Raw genomic sequence first — 16,595 nt, 5'->3', positions numbered from 1 at the left:
CGCTAAGATCGTAAATCCCGAGGAATTCATCACACACGTCAACAATTAAGAAAGCCTAATCATTTTGGGCAAAATAGAAATATAACAATTAAAATTGGATAAGCAATGTTCTATCCCGGCAAATATCACTTTTGGCTAAATAGTCGAATGGTTATTTTTTAGGGATGATAAGGTTGAAAGAATTAGGAATAGCCTTATCAAAAAGAGAACATAACACTGCAACACAAACAGGCGTGATTGAAGGTGTGCGTGCTTGTCGGCGGGCCAGACCGAATTTCAAGAAGGGGTTGCTGCGTGCCGCTAGCGAGTAGCGTTTATGCGCGGCCGAAACCAGACTGCCGGGTTGTGGCCGCTTTGCGTTATCCCCGCCGGCCGCGGGGATAACGCAATAACCAATTGTATTTATTAGCTTTTGACGTCACCAGGAAAGGCATCAATACCTCCCCTTACGCCCGCCGCTTCCTGAACATCCCGCGCAGCGCCACGCTGTTGCGCAAGAAGGCCACGCCGAAGCCCAGCAGGGTGTAGACCACGCCGAGTATCAACATCATCACCACGTCGCCCCACACTTCATTCAGCGACAGCCCCATCTGGTTGACGCCGGCGATCGCCTTGGTGCCCCAGGTGGAGGGAATGCTGTACGAGATGGCGCGCACCCAGGCCGGCATCGACTGCAGCGGCCAGATGGTGCCGGACAGGTAGAAGATCGGCGTGGTAATGAACGCCAGCGTCAGGTAGATCATCTCGACGCTGCGCAGGCACTCGGTCACCAGCTTGCCCAGCCCCAGTACCGCCAGCAGGAACGGGAAGGTCAGCAGCAGCAGTTCGGCGATGTTCGCCGTCTGCCTATAGCCCAATACCCACGGCCACAGCACGAACAGCACGATCGACAGGAACAGCCAAATCGGCAGCAGCGCCGTCAGCCCGCCGAGGTGCGCCGCCAGCGGCGCCTTGCCGCCGGGCATGCTCTTCATGGCGATATTGACGCGGATACAGGCGATCAGCAACGAGTGCTGCAGCAGCATCACCAACAGGCCGGGAAAGATGATCGCCGCAAAGCTGATGCCGGGGTTGAACACGTCCAGCGTTTGTCCCAGTATCGGCGTCAGCAGTATCTGCGCCTGCCGCTCGCTGAAACCGCTGCGCAGCAGCAGCCCGTTGTTGTACTCCGTCAGCAGCTGCTGATAGGCCGCCACCACGTCCTGTTGGATCTGGCCGTTGGCCAGGCGATTGGTGGCGTCGCCGTAGACCGGCACCACGATGTTCTGCCCGCTGAGGATCTTCTTCTCCAGATCCACCGGCATGATGATCACCGCAAACAGCTTGCGCCAGCTGAGATCGCGCTGCGCCTGTTCCAGGCTGTCGTAGGTTTCAATCGCGATCTTGGAGGTGGCGTCCAGCTGGCGGATCAGCTGCCGGCTGGCGGTGCTGTGATCCTGATCGACCACCCCCACCGGCAGATCCCACACCGTGCGGTTGGCGTACACCAGGCTCATAATGCACAGCGACAGGATCAGCATCAGCCACACCGGCCGCTCCAGCATGCCGAGCAGCACCTTAACGAAGGTTTGCCAATAGAGCTTCATCCGGCGTTCCCCTCTTTTGCCAGCCGCGCCGGCAGGCGATTGCGCACCAGCAGCGCGGCCACCAGCGGGTAAACCGCCAGCAGCGCACACACGCTGAAGATGGCGCTGGCGTGCACCTGCCGCAAGAACACGTCGAACATCGCGTACAGTGCGTGGGTCAGCGGTTCGATGTTGGAAATGATGCGCGCCGGCAGCGGCATCGACAGCTCAGGCACCGCCATGCCGGAGAAGGTCATCGCGATACTGACCAAAATACCGATCAGGCTGTACGCGGTGATGGTGCTGCCGGTAAAGGTATACAGCAGCAGGCCGATGCTCTGCGCCGCCATCACGTAAAACAGGCCAATCATCAGCATAAACAGCGGGTTGCCGCTGACGCGGGCGTCAAAAATGCCCACCAGCGCCGCGATCTCCACCATCAGCAGGGTGGTGAAACACAGCGTGTAGGGCGCCAGCTTGCCGAGCAGCGCCAGGCTGAACGGCTTGGCCTGCAGCAGCGACTTGCTGCGCGCCAGCACGTAGATCATGCAGGTCACCGCGAACAGCTGCAGCAGATGGATGGTGGCGGCGAACTGCTGGTAATAGATATAGCTGCCGCTGGCGTTGAACAGGCTGCCGTAAGAGAGCGTCACGTCCGCCAGCGGCGGCAGCGATTTGCCCATCTCGGTGGCGATGATGCTGCGGGTGCTGGCGTTGATTTCGTTCATCAGGCCGCCAAAGTCCTGGGTGGAGTACAGCCCGGCGCCGTAGAACAGCGCGTTGTAGTACATCACCACGCTCGGCTGTTTGCCCGACAGCGCGTTGGCCTCGAAGTCCGGCGGAATGTACAGCAACGCGTAATCCTGCGCGCTGCGCAGGCGGCTCAGCGACTCCGGCAACCCGCCGCCGTAAGCCTCGACGTGGGCGTGCGAACCGGCGTCCAGCCGACGCGTCAGCGATTTGGACAGCGGGCTGTGATCGCTGTCCACCACCGAGACCGGCAGATCGAGCAGCGTGCCTTCGGAGAAGTTGCTGCTGATCAGCGCAAACAGGATCAGCGGAAAGATCCAGCTCAGCCAGTGCACCACCGGGCTGCGAAAGGCGACGCGACACTCTTTGTCGAACGCGTGACTGAAGCAGCGCCAGCCGGCCCTTACTCTTTCCATTGCCATAAGGTGCTCATCCCCGGACGCAGGCCGTCCACCGGCTGTGACGGATACAGGCGCACTTCGAAGGTTTTCAGGTCGAAGTCGCCGGTGGCGCGGGTGGCGCGTTTGGTGGCGTAATCCCCCAGCGGCGCGATGTAGCGCACCTCGGTGTCGATCATTTTGTCCTTCAGCGCCGGCACCCGCAGCTTGACCTTGTCGCCTTTGCGCACGTGGGCCAGGATGTCTTCACGCAGGTTAAACACGAAGTAGGCGTCCGGCACCCGGATCAACGTCACCAGCGGGCTGCCGGCGTTCAGCAATTCGCCCACTTCGGCCGGGATCGGCCCCACTTCGCCGTCTACCGGCGCTTTCACCTGCAGATCGTCGCTCTGCGCCTGGATCTGCAGCAGGTTCTCTTCCGCCGCCCGCAGCGCCGCCGCATATTGCTGCCGCTGCTCGACGCGGTCGCCGTTGATGCCTTCATCCAGGTTGGCTTTGGCCGCCTGCACCTGCTGGAAGGCGGTGTCGCGCGACCGGCGCGAAGCGTCCAGCTCGGACTTCGAGATATAGCCTTTGCCGGCCACGCTCAGGTTGCGGTTGTAGTCGTTTTGCGCATTGCGGTACTGCGCCTCGGCCTGCGCCAGGTTGGCGCGCAGGTTGCGGATGCTCTCTTCACGGGTGCCGTGCAGCGACAGCTCGAGCTGCGCCTTGGCCTCGTCGCGCGTCGCCTGTGCGGAACGCAGTTGCGCCATCAGTTCGGGGCTGTCGAGTTGAATGATCAGCTGGCCGCTTTTCACGTCGTCGCCGCGTTCGATCAGGCGTTCAATGACCCGGCCTTTCGCTTTGGAAGCGACGATCACTTCGGGGGCGTCCACTTCACCCTGCAGTAACAGATCCTGATTGTGCGCGCGGAACAGGATCGCCAATGCGATCGCCACCATCATCAGCAACAGGGTAAACAGCGTCTTTTTTTTCATTATATCGGCTCCCGGAACGGTAAGCGGCGGGCGGGGATCATCATTTCCATGTCTCAAATTGCTCCAAAAAACACCATTGCACTCATGAGGATATCACAAGCACATATCTCCTCTTTTATAACTATAAATTGGATTATGCTTTTAACACTAAAAAGCATCATTTTAGGCTTTTTGGTATGCAGATTCCTGCAATCGCCCTTTAAGCGATTCACTCTCTGATGGACGATGTCATGACTGAAAACACTGCCGTACCGCTTTCGGTACTGGATTTATCGCCAATCCCGCAAGGGGCCAAGGCGCGCGACGCTTTCCACTGTTCGCTGGATTTGGCGCAGCACGCCGAACGCTGGGGCTACCGGCGCTATTGGCTGGCCGAGCACCACAACATGACCGGCATCGGCAGCGCCGCCACCTCGGTGCTGCTGGGCTATCTGGCCGCCGGCACCCAGAGCATTCGCCTCGGCTCCGGCGGCGTGATGCTGCCGAACCATGCGCCGCTGGTGATCGCCGAACAGTTCGGCACGCTGGAGTCGCTCTATCCGGGGCGCATCGATCTGGGGCTTGGCCGCGCGCCCGGCACCGATCAGCGCACCATGATGGCGCTGCGCCGCCACCTGTCCGGCGATGTGGATACCTTCCCGCGCGACGTGCAGGAGCTGCAAAACTACTTCTGCGATGCGCAGCCCGGCCAGCCCGTGCAGGCGGTGCCGGGCCAGGGGCTGCATGTGCCGCTCTGGCTGCTCGGTTCCAGCCTCTACAGCGCGCAGCTGGCGGCGCAGCTCGGCCTGCCGTTCGCCTTCGCTTCGCACTTCGCCCCGGATATGCTGTTCCAGGCGCTGCAGCTGTACCGCGATAACTTCAAACCGTCCAAACAGCTGGCGCAGCCGCACGCCATGGTGTGCGTCAACGTGATCGCCGCCGACAGCGACCGCGATGCGCGCTTCCTGTTCAGCTCGATGCAGCAGCAGTTCATCAATCTGCGTCGCGGTTCGCCCGGCCCGCTGCCGCCGCCGGTGGATAACATTCACGCGTTGTGGACCGCCGGCGAGCAATACGGCGTCGAGCAGGCGCTGCGGATGTCGATCGTCGGCGATGAAAAAACGGTGCGCCACGGGCTGCAAACGCTGCTGCGTGAAACCGATGCCGACGAGATCATGGTCAACGGCCAGATTTTCGATCATCAGGCGCGGCTGCGTTCGTTCGAGATCGTCGCCGGCGTGAAGGGCGACATCGTGAAGGGCTAAAAAGCGAAAAGGCGGTGGGAACCCCACCGCCCTGGCGTTAACGCTGGATCAGGTAGCGGATGGTCGGCCCGTCCTGCTGGATATCCAGCACCTTGTAGCCGTGGTTGCGCGCATCGAGCGGGATGTTGTTGATCGACTGCGGGCAATCGCTGATCACTTCCAGAATTTCCCCCGGCTTCAGCTGCGGCATCGCCTCCAGTGTCGCCACTGCCGGGTACGGGCAAGGCTCGCCCAGCATGTCCAGCCGGTAGTCCGGCACTATCGTCGTTGCTTTCATGGCAGGCTCCTCAAATTCACCACCTGCGCCTCAGGCCGGGCGCGGAAAAAGCGTTTCTCCCACCACAGCATGGCGGCGAAGGCCAGCGCCAGCAGCAGGTAAGTCACCAGCAGGCCGCCGATCGGGCCGAAGGTATCGAGCAGGTTGATCTTGTCGTAGTCGGTCGCCAGCGCCGGTGCCAGGTCGTCCCAGTAATAGGCCAGCAGCGTAGCGCCGATGATGTTGCCCAGCCCCACCCACCAGTAGTGCACCTGCCCTTCCACGGCGCGGTACATCCAACCGGTCTCGCAGCCGCCGGCCAGCACGATGCCGAAGCCGAACAGCAAACCGCCCAGCACCGCATTCGGGCCGGCCCACATGATCTTCGGCGACACGCCGAGCTGCACATAGCTGAAGATGCCGATGGCGCTCACCGCCATGCCGATGATGATGGCTTTCGCCATGTGGGTGCGGCCGGTGATCCACAGATCGCGGAACGCCGAAGTGAAGCAGATCTGCGCGCGCTCGATCAGCAGGCCAAAGCCGATGCCGAACAGCATGGCGATGCCGAGCTTCGGCGCATCGAACAGTGTCCACAGCGACCAGGCAACCGCCAGGCCGAAGACGGCCATGCCCAGCCGGAAGCGGCGGCGCGCCTGCTCAGGCTTCTGCGTCAACGGCGCGGCGGCCTTCACCTTTTGCAATTTGACCGGGATGCGGAACATCGGCAGCAGCGTGAATTTGGCGCCGAAGTAAGAACCGGCGGCGGTCGCCAGCGCGAAAAACCAGGCGTGCAACGAGAACTGAGGAATGCCGGTGAAGAATGCCGCCAGGTTACACCCCATCGCCAGGCGCGCGCCGAAACCGGCGATGATGCCGCCCAGCAGCGCCTGCACGATGCGAATGCGGTGCTGCGGCTGGCGCAGCTTGATGTTGTTGGCCCACAGCGCGGCGGCGATGCAGCCGGCGAACATGCCGATGATCATGCGCCCGTCGATGCGCTCCAGCGGCGTGCCCTGCAGGCCGATAACCTTGAAATAGCCCCACTGCTCGGGGTGCAGGCCGAACCACTGCAGCACATGGCCGCCCCAGCGCGTGAACTCGCCGGTCACCGCCCAGAAGGTGCCGGTCATGCCGAAGTAGTAGGTAGAAAGGATCCCGGCAGCGATCACCGCCGGCAGCGGTGCCCAAAAGCGCACCAGGTATTGAGATTTGAACTGCTGCCAACTCATGGCATCTCCCGTGCATATCATCCATAAGAAAAAACCTTATGAATGATACGCCATTCAAGGGCGTTTGACGGCAACTTTCAGGCATAAAAAAACCAGCCCGCAGGCTGGTTTTTCAGAGCGCTCACCGCGAACGGTGAATCAGCGATTACGCGTCGCCGAAACGACGACGTGGTGCTGCCGGTGCGCCGTCATCACGGCGTGGGGCCGGTTTGCCGTCACGGTTGTAGTTACCGCCACGACGCTCGCCGCCGTTGCCGCCTTCACGACGTTCACCGAAGGAACGACGTGGGCCGCCTTCGCGACGTTCGCCGTTGAACGGACGACCGTTGCCGCGACGCTCGCCACCGTTGCCACCGTCACGACGCTCGCGACGTTCGAACGGCTGTGCATCGCCCAGCAGCTGCATGTTCATCGGCTTGTTCAGGATGCGAGTGCGAGTGAAGTGATTCAGGATCTCGCCCGGCATGCCTTTTGGCAGCTCGATGGTGGAGTGGGAAGCGAACAGCTTGATGTTGCCGATGTAACGGCTGCTGATGTCGCCTTCGTTAGCGATAGCGCCAACGATATGACGGACTTCTACGCCATCGTCACGGCCCACTTCGATGCGGTACAGCTGCATTTCGCCAACGTCACGACGTTCGCGACGCGGACGATCGCCGTCACGGCTGTCGCGGCTGTCACGACGGTCGCCGCGGCGATCGTCACGGTCGTTGAACTCACGACGCTGACGCGGCTTGAAGACCGGATCCGGCGGCAGGATCAGCGGACGTTCGCCCTGAGCCATTTTCAGCAGCGCTGCGGCCAGGGTTTCCATATCCAGCTCTTCTTCCGGCTGCAGTTTGGTCAGCAGCGCGCGGTACAGATCCAGATCGCTGCTTTCCAGCTGCTGCTGAACTTTCGCGGCGAACTTGGCCAGACGACGCTCACCCAGCAGTTCTGCGTTCGGCAGCTCCACTTCCGGGATGGTCAGCTTCATGGTGCGTTCGATGTTGCGGAGCAGGCGGCGTTCGCGGTTTTCCACGAACAGCAGCGCGCGGCCGGCGCGGCCCGCACGACCGGTACGGCCGATACGGTGAACGTAAGACTCGGAGTCCATCGGGATGTCATAGTTGACAACCAGGCTGATGCGCTCAACGTCCAGGCCACGGGCCGCAACGTCGGTCGCGATCAGGATATCCAGACGACCGTCTTTCAGGCGCTCTAGGGTCTGCTCACGCAGCGCCTGGTTCATGTCGCCGTTCAGCGCGGCGCTGCTGTAACCGCTGCGCTCCAGCGCTTCGGCCACTTCCAGGGTCGCGTTCTTGGTACGAACGAAGATGATCGCCGCGTCAAAGTCTTCGGCTTCCAGGAAACGCACCAGCGCTTCGTTTTTACGCATGCCGTAGACCGACCAGTAGCTCTGGCTGATGTCCGGACGGGTGGTGACGCTGGACTGGATGCGCACTTCCTGCGGCTCTTTCATGAAGCGGCGGGTAATGCGACGGATCGCTTCCGGCATGGTGGCGGAGAACAGCGCGGTCTGATGTTCAGCCGGGATCTCAGCCATGATGGTTTCTACGTCTTCGATAAAGCCCATGCGCAGCATTTCGTCGGCTTCATCCAGCACCAGACCGCTCAGGTTGGAGAGGTTCAGGGTGCCGCGCTTCAGGTGGTCCAGCAGGCGGCCTGGGGTACCCACAACGATTTGCGGGCCCTGGCGCAGAGCGCGCAGCTGCACGTCGTAACGCTGGCCGCCGTACAGGGCTACCACGTTGACGCCGTTCATGTGTTTGGAGAAATCGGTCATCGCTTCGGCAACCTGAACCGCCAGTTCGCGGGTCGGTGCCAGCACCAGGATCTGAGGTGCTTTCAGGTCTGCCTGCAGGTTGTGCAGCAGCGGCAGCGAGAACGCTGCAGTTTTACCACTACCGGTCTGTGCCATGCCCAGCACGTCGCGGCCGTTCAACAGGTGAGGAATACACTCAGCCTGGATCGGAGATGGTTTTTCATAGCCCAGATCGTTCAGGGCGGAAATGATTGGAGCAGACAGCCCCAGATCAGCAAAAGAGGTTTCAAACTCAGTCGTCATGTACACGTGCCTCATTAATAATGGCAGCCAGTCTACATAACTCGTCGAGAAAATTTTCAGTCATTTTCATTGAAAAGTGTGAACCGGCTCAAATTAGATTATAAAACGAACAAAAAAGCCCTCGCCCGTTAAGGCGATAACTTTGGTTAAAAACCAATGTTCATCAGGCTGATAGGTGTTCGTCAGCTATTGCTGGTCCGATTCCGATAGGTCGTCTTGCTCTTGGCCCAAAAGCGCCAATTCCAACAATGCATAGCGGTGCTCAACGAAGTTGTGAACGTTGTTAGACACCGTCAGTTTGAACAGCGCCGAAGCGGTGTCCTTGTCCCCCAGACTCAGGTAGTGTTTACCCAAATAGAAGTCAGTTTCACTGAGATGCTCAGCGAGCGAAGTGTTATCCGTTGCATCTGCCTTGAGGCGTTCCATCAGCGTTTTTTCGCTGATCTTGCCCAGGTAGAATTCGACAATATTCCATCCCCATTGCCCTCTGTCCGCTTTGTCATAGCGCTGCTGAAGCGCTACCTCGGCCTTCTTGGGATCGATTTCTCGCTCCACCAGATACAGCCATAACGAACGGAAGGGATCGTTTGGGTCGTCTTGATAAAACGCCTGCAGATCATCCTGCGCCAACGGGAAGCGGCCGCCATAGTACAGTGCGATGCCCCGGTTTAAACGCGCGTAATTGTAAGTTGGATCAAGCTCTAGTACAGAATCAAACGCTTCATAGGCAGCATCAAAATTGCCTGCCTGCGTTAAGTAAATGCCCAGGTAGTTGAAAACTTCCGGCATGTCGGGACGTATCGCCAGCGCCTGCGAGAAATCATTGCGCGCTAATGCACGTAACCCGAGGCTATCATACAGCACACCGCGCTCATATAAAAGCTGTGCGCGTTCGTCATCCGTCAGTGCCCGGCTGGCAAGAATTTGTTCCATGCGCGCCAGGATCACTTCCTGCTGCAACGTAGGCTGCAACGGGATTGCCAAAACTTCGTCTTTACGCCAATCATGGTTGCTGCATCCTGCCAGCATGAGTGCTGTCGCAACGTAACACCAGCGCAAGAAAGGCTTCATTTCCCACTCCCGAAGACAAACATTGGATGAACGTCCTGTCCTCCGTTTGCTAAAACGCGGGCATCCTACCCGCGCGATACGAACAGCTCCCAACCCCGTGGCGGGGAGCTGTAAAACTATCTATACAGTTATTCTGCTTCAGGCGCAGGTGAACCTGCTTCCGGCGCCATCGCTTCTTTGATGCTCAGACGCACGCGGCCCTGACGGTCAACTTCCAGTACCTTAACCGGCACTTCCTGACCCATCTGCAGATAGTCGGTCACTTTCTCAACGCGCTTGTCGGCGATCTGAGAAATGTGCACCAGGCCTTCTTTACCACCGCCGATAGCGACGAATGCGCCGAAATCAACGATACGGGTCACTTTACCCTGGTAGATACGGCCCACTTCGATCTCTGCCGTGATCTCTTCGATGCGACGGATAGCGAATTTCGCTTTCTCACCGTCGGTCGCAGCGATTTTAACTGTACCATCATCTTCAATTTCGATGGTAGTGCCAGTCTCTTCGGTCAGCGCGCGGATAACGGAACCGCCCTTACCGATCACGTCTTTGATTTTATCCGGGTTGATGCGGATAGTATGAATACGCGGTGCGAATTCGGAGATATCGCCGCGCGGAGTGCTGATAGCCTGTTCCATTACGCCCAGGATGTGCAGACGCGCGCCCTTGGCCTGGTTCAGAGCCACCTGCATGATTTCGCGGGTGATGCCTTCGATTTTGATGTCCATCTGCAGCGCGGTGATACCGTCGCGGCTACCGGCCACTTTGAAGTCCATGTCGCCCAGGTGATCTTCGTCACCCAGAATGTCGGACAGAACCACATAGTTGTCGGCTTCTTTCACCAGGCCCATCGCGATACCCGCAACGGCAGCCTTGATTGGCACGCCGGCGTCCATCAGCGCCAGAGACGCGCCGCACACGGAAGCCATGGAAGAAGAACCGTTGGACTCGGTGATTTCAGACACCACGCGAACCGTGTACGGGAAATCTTCCGGTTTAGGCATCATAGCCAATACGCCGCGTTTCGCCAGGCGACCGTGACCGATTTCACGACGCTTAGGAGAACCGACCATGCCGGTTTCGCCTACGGAGTACGGAGGGAAGTTGTAGTGGAACAGGAAGCTGTCGGTCTTCTCGCCCATCAGCTCGTCCAGGTTCTGTGCGTCGCGCGCGGTGCCCAGGGTCGCGGTAACCAGCGCCTGAGTTTCGCCACGGGTGAACAGCGCGGAACCGTGGGTGCGCGGCAGTACGCCGGTGCGCACATCCAGGCCACGGATCATGTCTTTTTCACGGCCGTCGATACGCGGCTCGCCACGCAGTACGCGGCTGCGCACCACGTTCTTCTCGACGGTGCCCAGGATGTCCTGGATTTCGCCGGCGTCCAGCGTTTCGTCCTGCGCCAGCAGGGTTTCAACCACGCTGTCTTTGATCGCGTCAACCTGAGCGTAACGCTCTTGTTTTTCGGTAATGTGGTAAGCGTCGCCCAGGCGAGCCTCGGCCAATTCAGCCACGCGCGCGTGCAGCGCTTCGTTGACCGCAGGCGCCTGCCAATCCCACTTCGGCTTGCCGGCTTCGGCAACCAGCGCGTTGATGTTTTCGATAACCACTTGCTGCTGGTCGTGGCCGAACACCACGGCGCCCAGCATCTGATCTTCGCTCAGCACGTCAGCTTCGGATTCCACCATCAGCACCGCGCCAGCGGTACCGGCAACCACCAGATCCAGACGGCTTTCTTTCAGTTCGTCGGTCGTCGGGTTCAGTACGTACTGATCGTTGATGTAACCTACGCGCGCGGCGCCGATTGGGCCGTTGAACGGAATACCGGACAGGCTCAGGGCGGCAGAGGCGCCGATCATCGCAACGATGTCCGGGTTCACCTGCGGGTTAACGGAAACCACGGTCGCGATCACCTGAACTTCGTTCAGGAAGCTGTCCGGGAACAGTGGACGAATCGGACGGTCGATCAGACGGGAAGTCAGCGTCTCGCCTTCGCTCGGACGGCCTTCGCGGCGGAAGAAGCTGCCCGGGATGCGGCCGGCGGCGTAGGTACGCTCTTGGTAGTTCACCGTCAGCGGGAAGAAGCTCTGGCCCGGCTTGGCTTTTTTCTGGCCAACGACGGTAACGAATACGGCGGTGTCATCCATGCTCACCATAACGGCGGCGGTGGCCTGACGCGCCATCATACCGGTTTCGATGGTGACGGTATGCTGGCCATACTGGAATTTGCGAATGATCGGTGTCAGCAAAATTATATCCTTGATTAACGGCGCGCAATCGCATTGACGACTCGACACGCCTGTGACTCGATTTGCCTTCTCACTACATCCTCGCGACTAATGACAATCCTTATCTCAGGCGGGAGATAAAGCCTCTCATTAGCCGCGCGAACCTCTGTAACGGAAGAACCTGTTTGGAAACATCAGTAATACATTAACCTGATTTGCTTATGCTTCCTAGAAGAAAGGGGCCAAAATAGGCCCCTTTCCACTGAAACTTGCTAGATTAGCGACGCAGACCCAGACGCTCGATCAGGCTGGTGTAACGTGCTACATCTTTACGCTTCAGGTAGTCCAGCAGCTTACGACGCTGAGAAACCATACGCAGCAGACCACGACGGCTGTGGTGATCTTTTTTGTGCTCGGAGAAGTGGCCTTGCAGATGGTTGATCTGCGCAGTCAGCAGGGCAACCTGAACTTCGGTAGAACCGCTGTCGTTAGTACCACGACCGAAATCAGCTACGATTTGAGCTTTAGCTTCAACACTTAGAGACATTGTAATACTCCAGATTATAGATAATAAAAACAGGCGCCGATCTCTAATTCAGCAACCCAATGCATAAGCTGCGCCATTCTACTCTTAGCGCAGTGCGATCGCAAGGCGACGCAGTGCCCCGCCGTCAGTCGAAATGCTCGACCACCAGGCGGCGCGGCGCCACGCGACCATCCTCGGCGATGTCGCCAACGCCGATGAATTTCCGCTCTTCACCCTCGGTGATGCGCACCAGGCCGGAAGCCGGCGCGCCGGCCACTTGCACCGGTTGCCCCTGCTTGACGTAGCCCGCCACCACCGGCAGCAAATTCACTTCCGGATAGTTCTCAACCGGGCTGTCCATCGGCATCAGCAGCGGATCGAGCAGTTCGCCGGGTGCGATGTCTTGTTCCTGCGCCTGAACCAGCAAAGCGTTCAGCTGTTCCAGCGTCACCATGCGCGCGATCGGATAAGTCGCCACCTGCAGGCGGCGCAGATAGATCACGTGCGCGCCGCAGCCCAGCAGCTCGCCGAGATCGTCGGTGATGGTGCGGATGTAGGTGCCTTTCGAGCAGTGGATCTCCAGCTCCAGCTCATCCCCTTCCCAGCGGATAAACTGCAGCTCGTACACCGTGATGCTGCGCGCTTCGCGCGGCACTTCGATGCCCTGGCGCGCATACTCGTAGAGTTTCTTGCCCTGGTATTTCAACGCCGAATACATCGACGGCACCTGCTGGATGTCGCCGCGGAAGGTGTCCAGCGCCGCGTCGAGCTGCGCCTGGGTGAAGCTCACCGGGCGCTCCTGCACGATCTGCCCGTCGGCGTCGGAGGTATCGGTACGCTGCCCCAGCTTGGCGATCACCCGATAGCGCTTGTCGGAATCGAGCAGGTATTGCGAAAACTTGGTCGCTTCGCCCAGGCAGATAGGCAGCATGCCGGTCGCCAACGGATCGAGCGCGCCGGTATGGCCCGCTCGGTTGGCGTTGTACAGACGTTTTACTTTTTGCAGCGCATCGTTGGACGACAATCCCTGCGGCTTGTCCAGCAACAGCACGCCGTGGATGTCACGGCCGCGGCGACGAGGGCGACTCATTAATCCTCCTTGTCATCGCCTGAGGCGGAACGGCGCTCTGCGTCGTTCTTCACCACGTTGGTCACCAGGTTGGACATGCGCATGCCTTCCACCAGGGAGTTGTCGTAAGCGAAGGTCAGCTCCGGCACCACGCGCAGGCGCATCGCTTTGCCCAGCAGGGTGCGGATATAGCCGGAAGCGTCTTGCAACGCTTTGATGCCGTTGGTGACCAGATCCGGATCGTGGTTCTCGGTCAATACGTTCAGGAAGGTGACGTAAACCTTGGCATACGCCAGGTCGCGGGACACTTCCACGCCGGAAACGGTCGCCATGCCGACGCGCGGATCTTTCACTTCACGCTGCAGAATGATCGCAATCTCTTTCTGCATCTCTTGCGCCACGCGTTGACCGCGGCTGAATTCTTTTGCCATTTTGGATTCTCCAGACAAATCGGGGGGCACAAAGGCCCCCCGTAAACAGATATAAGCAGATGTGCAATCGTTAAGCGATGGTGCGTTGGATCTCAATGATTTCGAACACTTCGATCATGTCGCCGACGCGCACGTCGTTATAGTTCTTAACGCCGATACCACATTCCATGCCGTTACGGACTTCGTTAACGTCATCTTTGAAGCGGCGCAGGGATTCCAGCTCGCCTTCATAGATAACCACGTTGTCGCGCAGTACGCGGATTGGGTTGTGACGCTTGATGGTACCTTCGGTAACCATACAGCCGGCGATAGCGCCGAACTTAGGCGATTTGAACACGTCGCGCACTTCGGCCAGGCCGATGATCTGCTGCTTGTATTCCGGCGCCAGCATACCGCTCATCGCCTGCTTCACTTCGTCGATCAGGTTATAGATCACGGAGTAGTAACGCAGATCCAGGCTTTCCGCTTCGATCACGCGGCGCGCAGAAGCGTCGGCACGCACGTTGAAGCCCAGGATGATGGCGTTGGAAGCCGCAGCCAGCGTCGCGTCGGTTTCGGTGATCCCACCTACGCCGGAGCCGACAATCTTCACCTTCACTTCGTCGGTGGAGAGTTTCAGCAGCGAGTCGCTGATCGCTTCGCAAGAACCCTGTACGTCGGATTTCAGTACGATGTTCAGCTCGGACACTTCGCCGTCGGTCATGTTGGCGAACATGTTTTCCAGCTTGGACTTCTGCTGACGCGCCAGTTTGACTTCGCGGAACTTGCCCTGACGGTACAGCGCCACTTCACGCGCTTTCTTCTCGTCACGCACCACGGTCGCTTCGTCACCCGCTGCAGGCACGCTGGACAGACCCAGGATTTCCACAGGGATAGACGGACCGGCGGAGGTCACTTCACGACCCAGCTCGTCACGCATCGCACGCACGCGGCCGTATTCGAAGCCGCACAGGACGATGTCGCCCTTGTTCAGCGTACCTTCCTGAACCAGCACGGTAGCAACCGGGCCACGGCCTTTATCCAGGAAGGACTCGATCACTACGCCGCTCGCCATGCCGCTGCGAACCGCTTTCAGCTCCAGCACTTCGGCCTGCAGCAGGATGGCCTGCAGCAGCTCGTCGATACCGGTACCGGCTTTCGCGGACACGTGAACGAACTGCGCTTCGCCGCCCCACTCTTCCGGCATAACGCCGTACTGAGACAGTTCCTGCTTAACGCGATCCGGATCGGCTTCCGGTTTGTCGATTTTGTTCACCGCAACCACCAATGGCACCTGCGCCGCTTTCGCGTGCTGGATAGCTTCGATGGTTTGTGGCATCACGCCGTCGTCGGCCGCCACCACCAGAACCACGATGTCAGTCGCCTGAGCACCGCGAGCACGCATCGAGGTAAACGCGGCGTGGCCCGGGGTGTCCAGGAAGGTGATCATGCCGTTCTCGGTTTCTACGTGGTAGGCACCGATGTGCTGGGTAATGCCGCCGGCTTCGCCCGCCGCCACTTTGGTGGAGCGGATGTAGTCCAGCAGAGAGGTTTTACCGTGGTCAACGTGGCCCATGATGGTCACGACCGGCGCGCGCGGCTCGGCCGCAGCGCCCGTATCACGGTCGCTCATCAGCGCTTCTTCCAGCTCGTTTTCACGACGCAGGATAACTTTGTGGCCCATCTCTTCGGCAACCAGCTGTGCGGTTTCCTGGTCGATAACCTGGTTGATGGTGGCCATGGCGCCCAGTTTCATCATCACTTTGATGACCTGAGAACCTTTGACCGCCATCTTGTTGGCCAGCTCGGCCACGGTGATGGTTTCACCGATCACCACGTCACGGTTAACCACCTGCGCCGGCTTGTTGAAGCCCTGCTGCAGAGCGCTAGGCTTGCGTTTGCCGCCTTTGCCGCCACGGGTAACGGCACGCGCTTCTTCGCGATCCGCTTTGGATTCGGACAGCTTGTTGCCTTTCTTCTGCTTGGTGGCTTTGCCGCCGCGGGTGCGGCTGCGACGATCGCCTTCAACTTTGGCGTCGTTTTCGTCTTCAGCGGCACGGGCGTGCTGAGAGGTGGTCACGTGATAGTCGGCGCTTTCAACCGCAGCGCTAGCCGCGTCGGCCTGGGCCCACTTCTCGCCGTTCTCTTCGGCCATGCGACGGGCTTCTTCCGCCACGCGCTTGGCTTCCTCTTCAACCTTGCGGCGCACTTCCTCTTCCGCTTTACGTTTCAGTTCAGCGGCTTCGGCTTCACGGCGTGCTTTTTCCGCCTGAGCTGGCTTGGTCATTTCGTCGGTATGTTGATTGGTCACTTTTTCTTTTTCCGCTGAATTACGCTTAGCAATCTCCGCGGCCTCACGTTTGGCTTGCTCTTCGGCTGCGCGCTTCGCTTCCGCTTCGCGTTTTGCGAGCTCTTCCGCTTCGCGCCGTGCCTGCTCTTCCGCTTCACGCTGTGCCTGCTCTGCCGCTTCAGCCAACTGGGCTTCCTGCGTATCGCGATTTACATAAGTGCGTTTCTTGCGGACCTCAATTTGCACCGATTTACTTTTACCGCCGGTGCTCGGGATATTCAAGGTGCTGCGCGTTTTGCGCTGCAAAGTGAGTTTACCCGGCGCGCTGCCGTGTTCACGGTTCAGGTGCGCCAGTAATGTTTCTTTTTCTTGCTGGGTAACAGAGTCCGACTCGGACTTGTTGATCCCTGCATCAGCAAACTGCTGTACCAGGCGATCAACCGGAGTCTGAATCTCTGCTGCCAGCGATTTTACGGTTACATCTGTCGTCATGCTGTTCCTTCCTGCTACAGTT

General features: G+C 59.4%; 14 protein-coding genes. 1 reads left to right on the top strand and 13 read right to left on the bottom strand.

The features are described from left to right. Positions 1–446: 446 nt before the first annotated feature. The 3 genes from ACJ8PE_RS18195 to ACJ8PE_RS18185 are packed head-to-tail and all read right to left on the bottom strand — an operon-like array spanning position 447 to position 3,690. Complete coding sequence (locus tag ACJ8PE_RS18195) at positions 447–1,586, bottom strand: ABC transporter permease (RefSeq protein WP_171453222.1); 1,140 nt, start codon at positions 1,584–1,586, stop codon at positions 447–449. Further along, positions 1,583–2,737, bottom strand: coding sequence for an ABC transporter permease (locus ACJ8PE_RS18190; protein WP_197760311.1), 1,155 nt, complete (start codon positions 2,735–2,737; stop codon positions 1,583–1,585). The genes ACJ8PE_RS18195 and ACJ8PE_RS18190 overlap by 4 nt, the downstream gene beginning before the upstream one ends. Next, positions 2,719–3,690, bottom strand: a complete 972-nt coding sequence (locus tag ACJ8PE_RS18185; RefSeq protein ID WP_197760312.1) for an HlyD family secretion protein — start codon at positions 3,688–3,690, stop codon at positions 2,719–2,721. The genes ACJ8PE_RS18190 and ACJ8PE_RS18185 overlap by 19 nt, the downstream gene beginning before the upstream one ends. 230 nt (positions 3,691–3,920) lie before the next feature. Between ACJ8PE_RS18185 and ACJ8PE_RS18180 the strand changes: the two genes are divergently transcribed. Next, positions 3,921–4,934, top strand: coding sequence for a luciferase-like monooxygenase (locus ACJ8PE_RS18180; protein WP_197793302.1), 1,014 nt, complete (start codon positions 3,921–3,923; stop codon positions 4,932–4,934). Between the two features lie 37 nt (positions 4,935–4,971). On the opposite strand, the gene yedF is transcribed toward ACJ8PE_RS18180, so the two are convergent. The 10 genes from yedF to infB form a co-directional block, all read right to left on the bottom strand. Beyond that, positions 4,972–5,211: a sulfurtransferase-like selenium metabolism protein YedF gene (yedF, locus tag ACJ8PE_RS18175; protein WP_033641662.1), complete on the bottom strand. Its 240-nt coding sequence runs from the start codon at positions 5,209–5,211 to the stop codon at positions 4,972–4,974. Then, the gene (yedE, locus tag ACJ8PE_RS18170; protein ID WP_197793301.1) at positions 5,208–6,422 is read right to left on the bottom strand and encodes a selenium metabolism membrane protein YedE/FdhT; all 1,215 of its coding nucleotides are present in this window, start codon (positions 6,420–6,422) and stop codon (positions 5,208–5,210) included. The genes yedF and yedE overlap by 4 nt, the downstream gene beginning before the upstream one ends. A gap of 145 nt (positions 6,423–6,567) precedes the next feature. After that, positions 6,568–8,490: a DEAD/DEAH family ATP-dependent RNA helicase gene (locus ACJ8PE_RS18165; protein ID WP_033641661.1), complete on the bottom strand. Its 1,923-nt coding sequence runs from the start codon at positions 8,488–8,490 to the stop codon at positions 6,568–6,570. Beyond that, positions 8,480–8,554: a protein YrbN gene (gene yrbN / locus ACJ8PE_RS18160; RefSeq protein WP_223182019.1), complete on the bottom strand. Its 75-nt coding sequence runs from the start codon at positions 8,552–8,554 to the stop codon at positions 8,480–8,482. The genes ACJ8PE_RS18165 and yrbN overlap by 11 nt, the downstream gene beginning before the upstream one ends. Positions 8,555–8,676: 122 nt before the next feature. Beyond that, entirely contained in the window at positions 8,677–9,561 is an 885-nt protein-coding gene (gene nlpI / locus ACJ8PE_RS18155) for a lipoprotein NlpI (protein ID WP_004933495.1), read from the bottom strand. A gap of 128 nt (positions 9,562–9,689) precedes the next feature. After that, complete coding sequence (pnp, locus tag ACJ8PE_RS18150; RefSeq protein WP_016929321.1) at positions 9,690–11,807, bottom strand: polyribonucleotide nucleotidyltransferase; 2,118 nt, start codon at positions 11,805–11,807, stop codon at positions 9,690–9,692. A 256-nt stretch (positions 11,808–12,063) separates the two neighbouring features. Beyond that, entirely contained in the window at positions 12,064–12,333 is a 270-nt protein-coding gene (rpsO, locus tag ACJ8PE_RS18145) for a 30S ribosomal protein S15 (protein WP_004933502.1), read from the bottom strand. Positions 12,334–12,457: 124 nt separating this feature from the next. Continuing rightward, on the bottom strand, positions 12,458–13,402 hold the full coding sequence (gene truB, locus ACJ8PE_RS18140; RefSeq protein WP_197793300.1) for a tRNA pseudouridine(55) synthase TruB: 945 nt from the start codon (positions 13,400–13,402) through the stop codon (positions 12,458–12,460). Further along, positions 13,402–13,812: a 30S ribosome-binding factor RbfA gene (gene rbfA / locus ACJ8PE_RS18135; protein ID WP_004933508.1), complete on the bottom strand. Its 411-nt coding sequence runs from the start codon at positions 13,810–13,812 to the stop codon at positions 13,402–13,404. The genes truB and rbfA overlap by 1 nt, the downstream gene beginning before the upstream one ends. Positions 13,813–13,882: 70 nt before the next feature. Beyond that, entirely contained in the window at positions 13,883–16,573 is a 2,691-nt protein-coding gene (gene infB / locus ACJ8PE_RS18130; RefSeq protein ID WP_019453339.1) for a translation initiation factor IF-2, read from the bottom strand. Positions 16,574–16,595: the final 22 nt, after the last annotated feature.

This window comes from Serratia sp. CY74737 (genome assembly GCF_052166775.1).
Classification (GTDB): Bacteria; Pseudomonadota; Gammaproteobacteria; order Enterobacterales; family Enterobacteriaceae; genus Serratia; species Serratia ureilytica.
The sequence above is the reverse complement of the archived record's forward strand: the minus strand, read 5'-3'. Positions and strand labels throughout refer to the sequence as shown.

Bases quoted from the DNA above. Each gene is read 5' to 3' on its own strand.
- rbfA (WP_004933508.1), bottom strand. From the start codon at position 13,812: ATGGCAAAAGAATTCAGCCGCGGTCAACGCGTGGCGCAAGAGATGCAG.
- infB (WP_019453339.1), bottom strand. From the start codon at position 16,573: ATGACGACAGATGTAACCGTAAAATCGCTGGCAGCAGAGATTCAGACT.
- ACJ8PE_RS18195 (WP_171453222.1), bottom strand. From the start codon at position 1,586: ATGAAGCTCTATTGGCAAACCTTCGTTAAGGTGCTGCTCGGCATGCTG.
- truB (WP_197793300.1), bottom strand. From the start codon at position 13,402: ATGAGTCGCCCTCGTCGCCGCGGCCGTGACATCCACGGCGTGCTGTTG.
- ACJ8PE_RS18165 (WP_033641661.1), bottom strand. From the start codon at position 8,490: ATGACGACTGAGTTTGAAACCTCTTTTGCTGATCTGGGGCTGTCTGCT.
- ACJ8PE_RS18185 (WP_197760312.1), bottom strand. From the start codon at position 3,690: ATGAAAAAAAAGACGCTGTTTACCCTGTTGCTGATGATGGTGGCGATC.
- ACJ8PE_RS18190 (WP_197760311.1), bottom strand. From the start codon at position 2,737: ATGGCAATGGAAAGAGTAAGGGCCGGCTGGCGCTGCTTCAGTCACGCG.
- yedE (WP_197793301.1), bottom strand. From the start codon at position 6,422: ATGAGTTGGCAGCAGTTCAAATCTCAATACCTGGTGCGCTTTTGGGCA.
- rpsO (WP_004933502.1), bottom strand. From the start codon at position 12,333: ATGTCTCTAAGTGTTGAAGCTAAAGCTCAAATCGTAGCTGATTTCGGT.
- yedF (WP_033641662.1), bottom strand. From the start codon at position 5,211: ATGAAAGCAACGACGATAGTGCCGGACTACCGGCTGGACATGCTGGGC.
- ACJ8PE_RS18180 (WP_197793302.1), top strand. From the start codon at position 3,921: ATGACTGAAAACACTGCCGTACCGCTTTCGGTACTGGATTTATCGCCA.
- nlpI (WP_004933495.1), bottom strand. From the start codon at position 9,561: ATGAAGCCTTTCTTGCGCTGGTGTTACGTTGCGACAGCACTCATGCTG.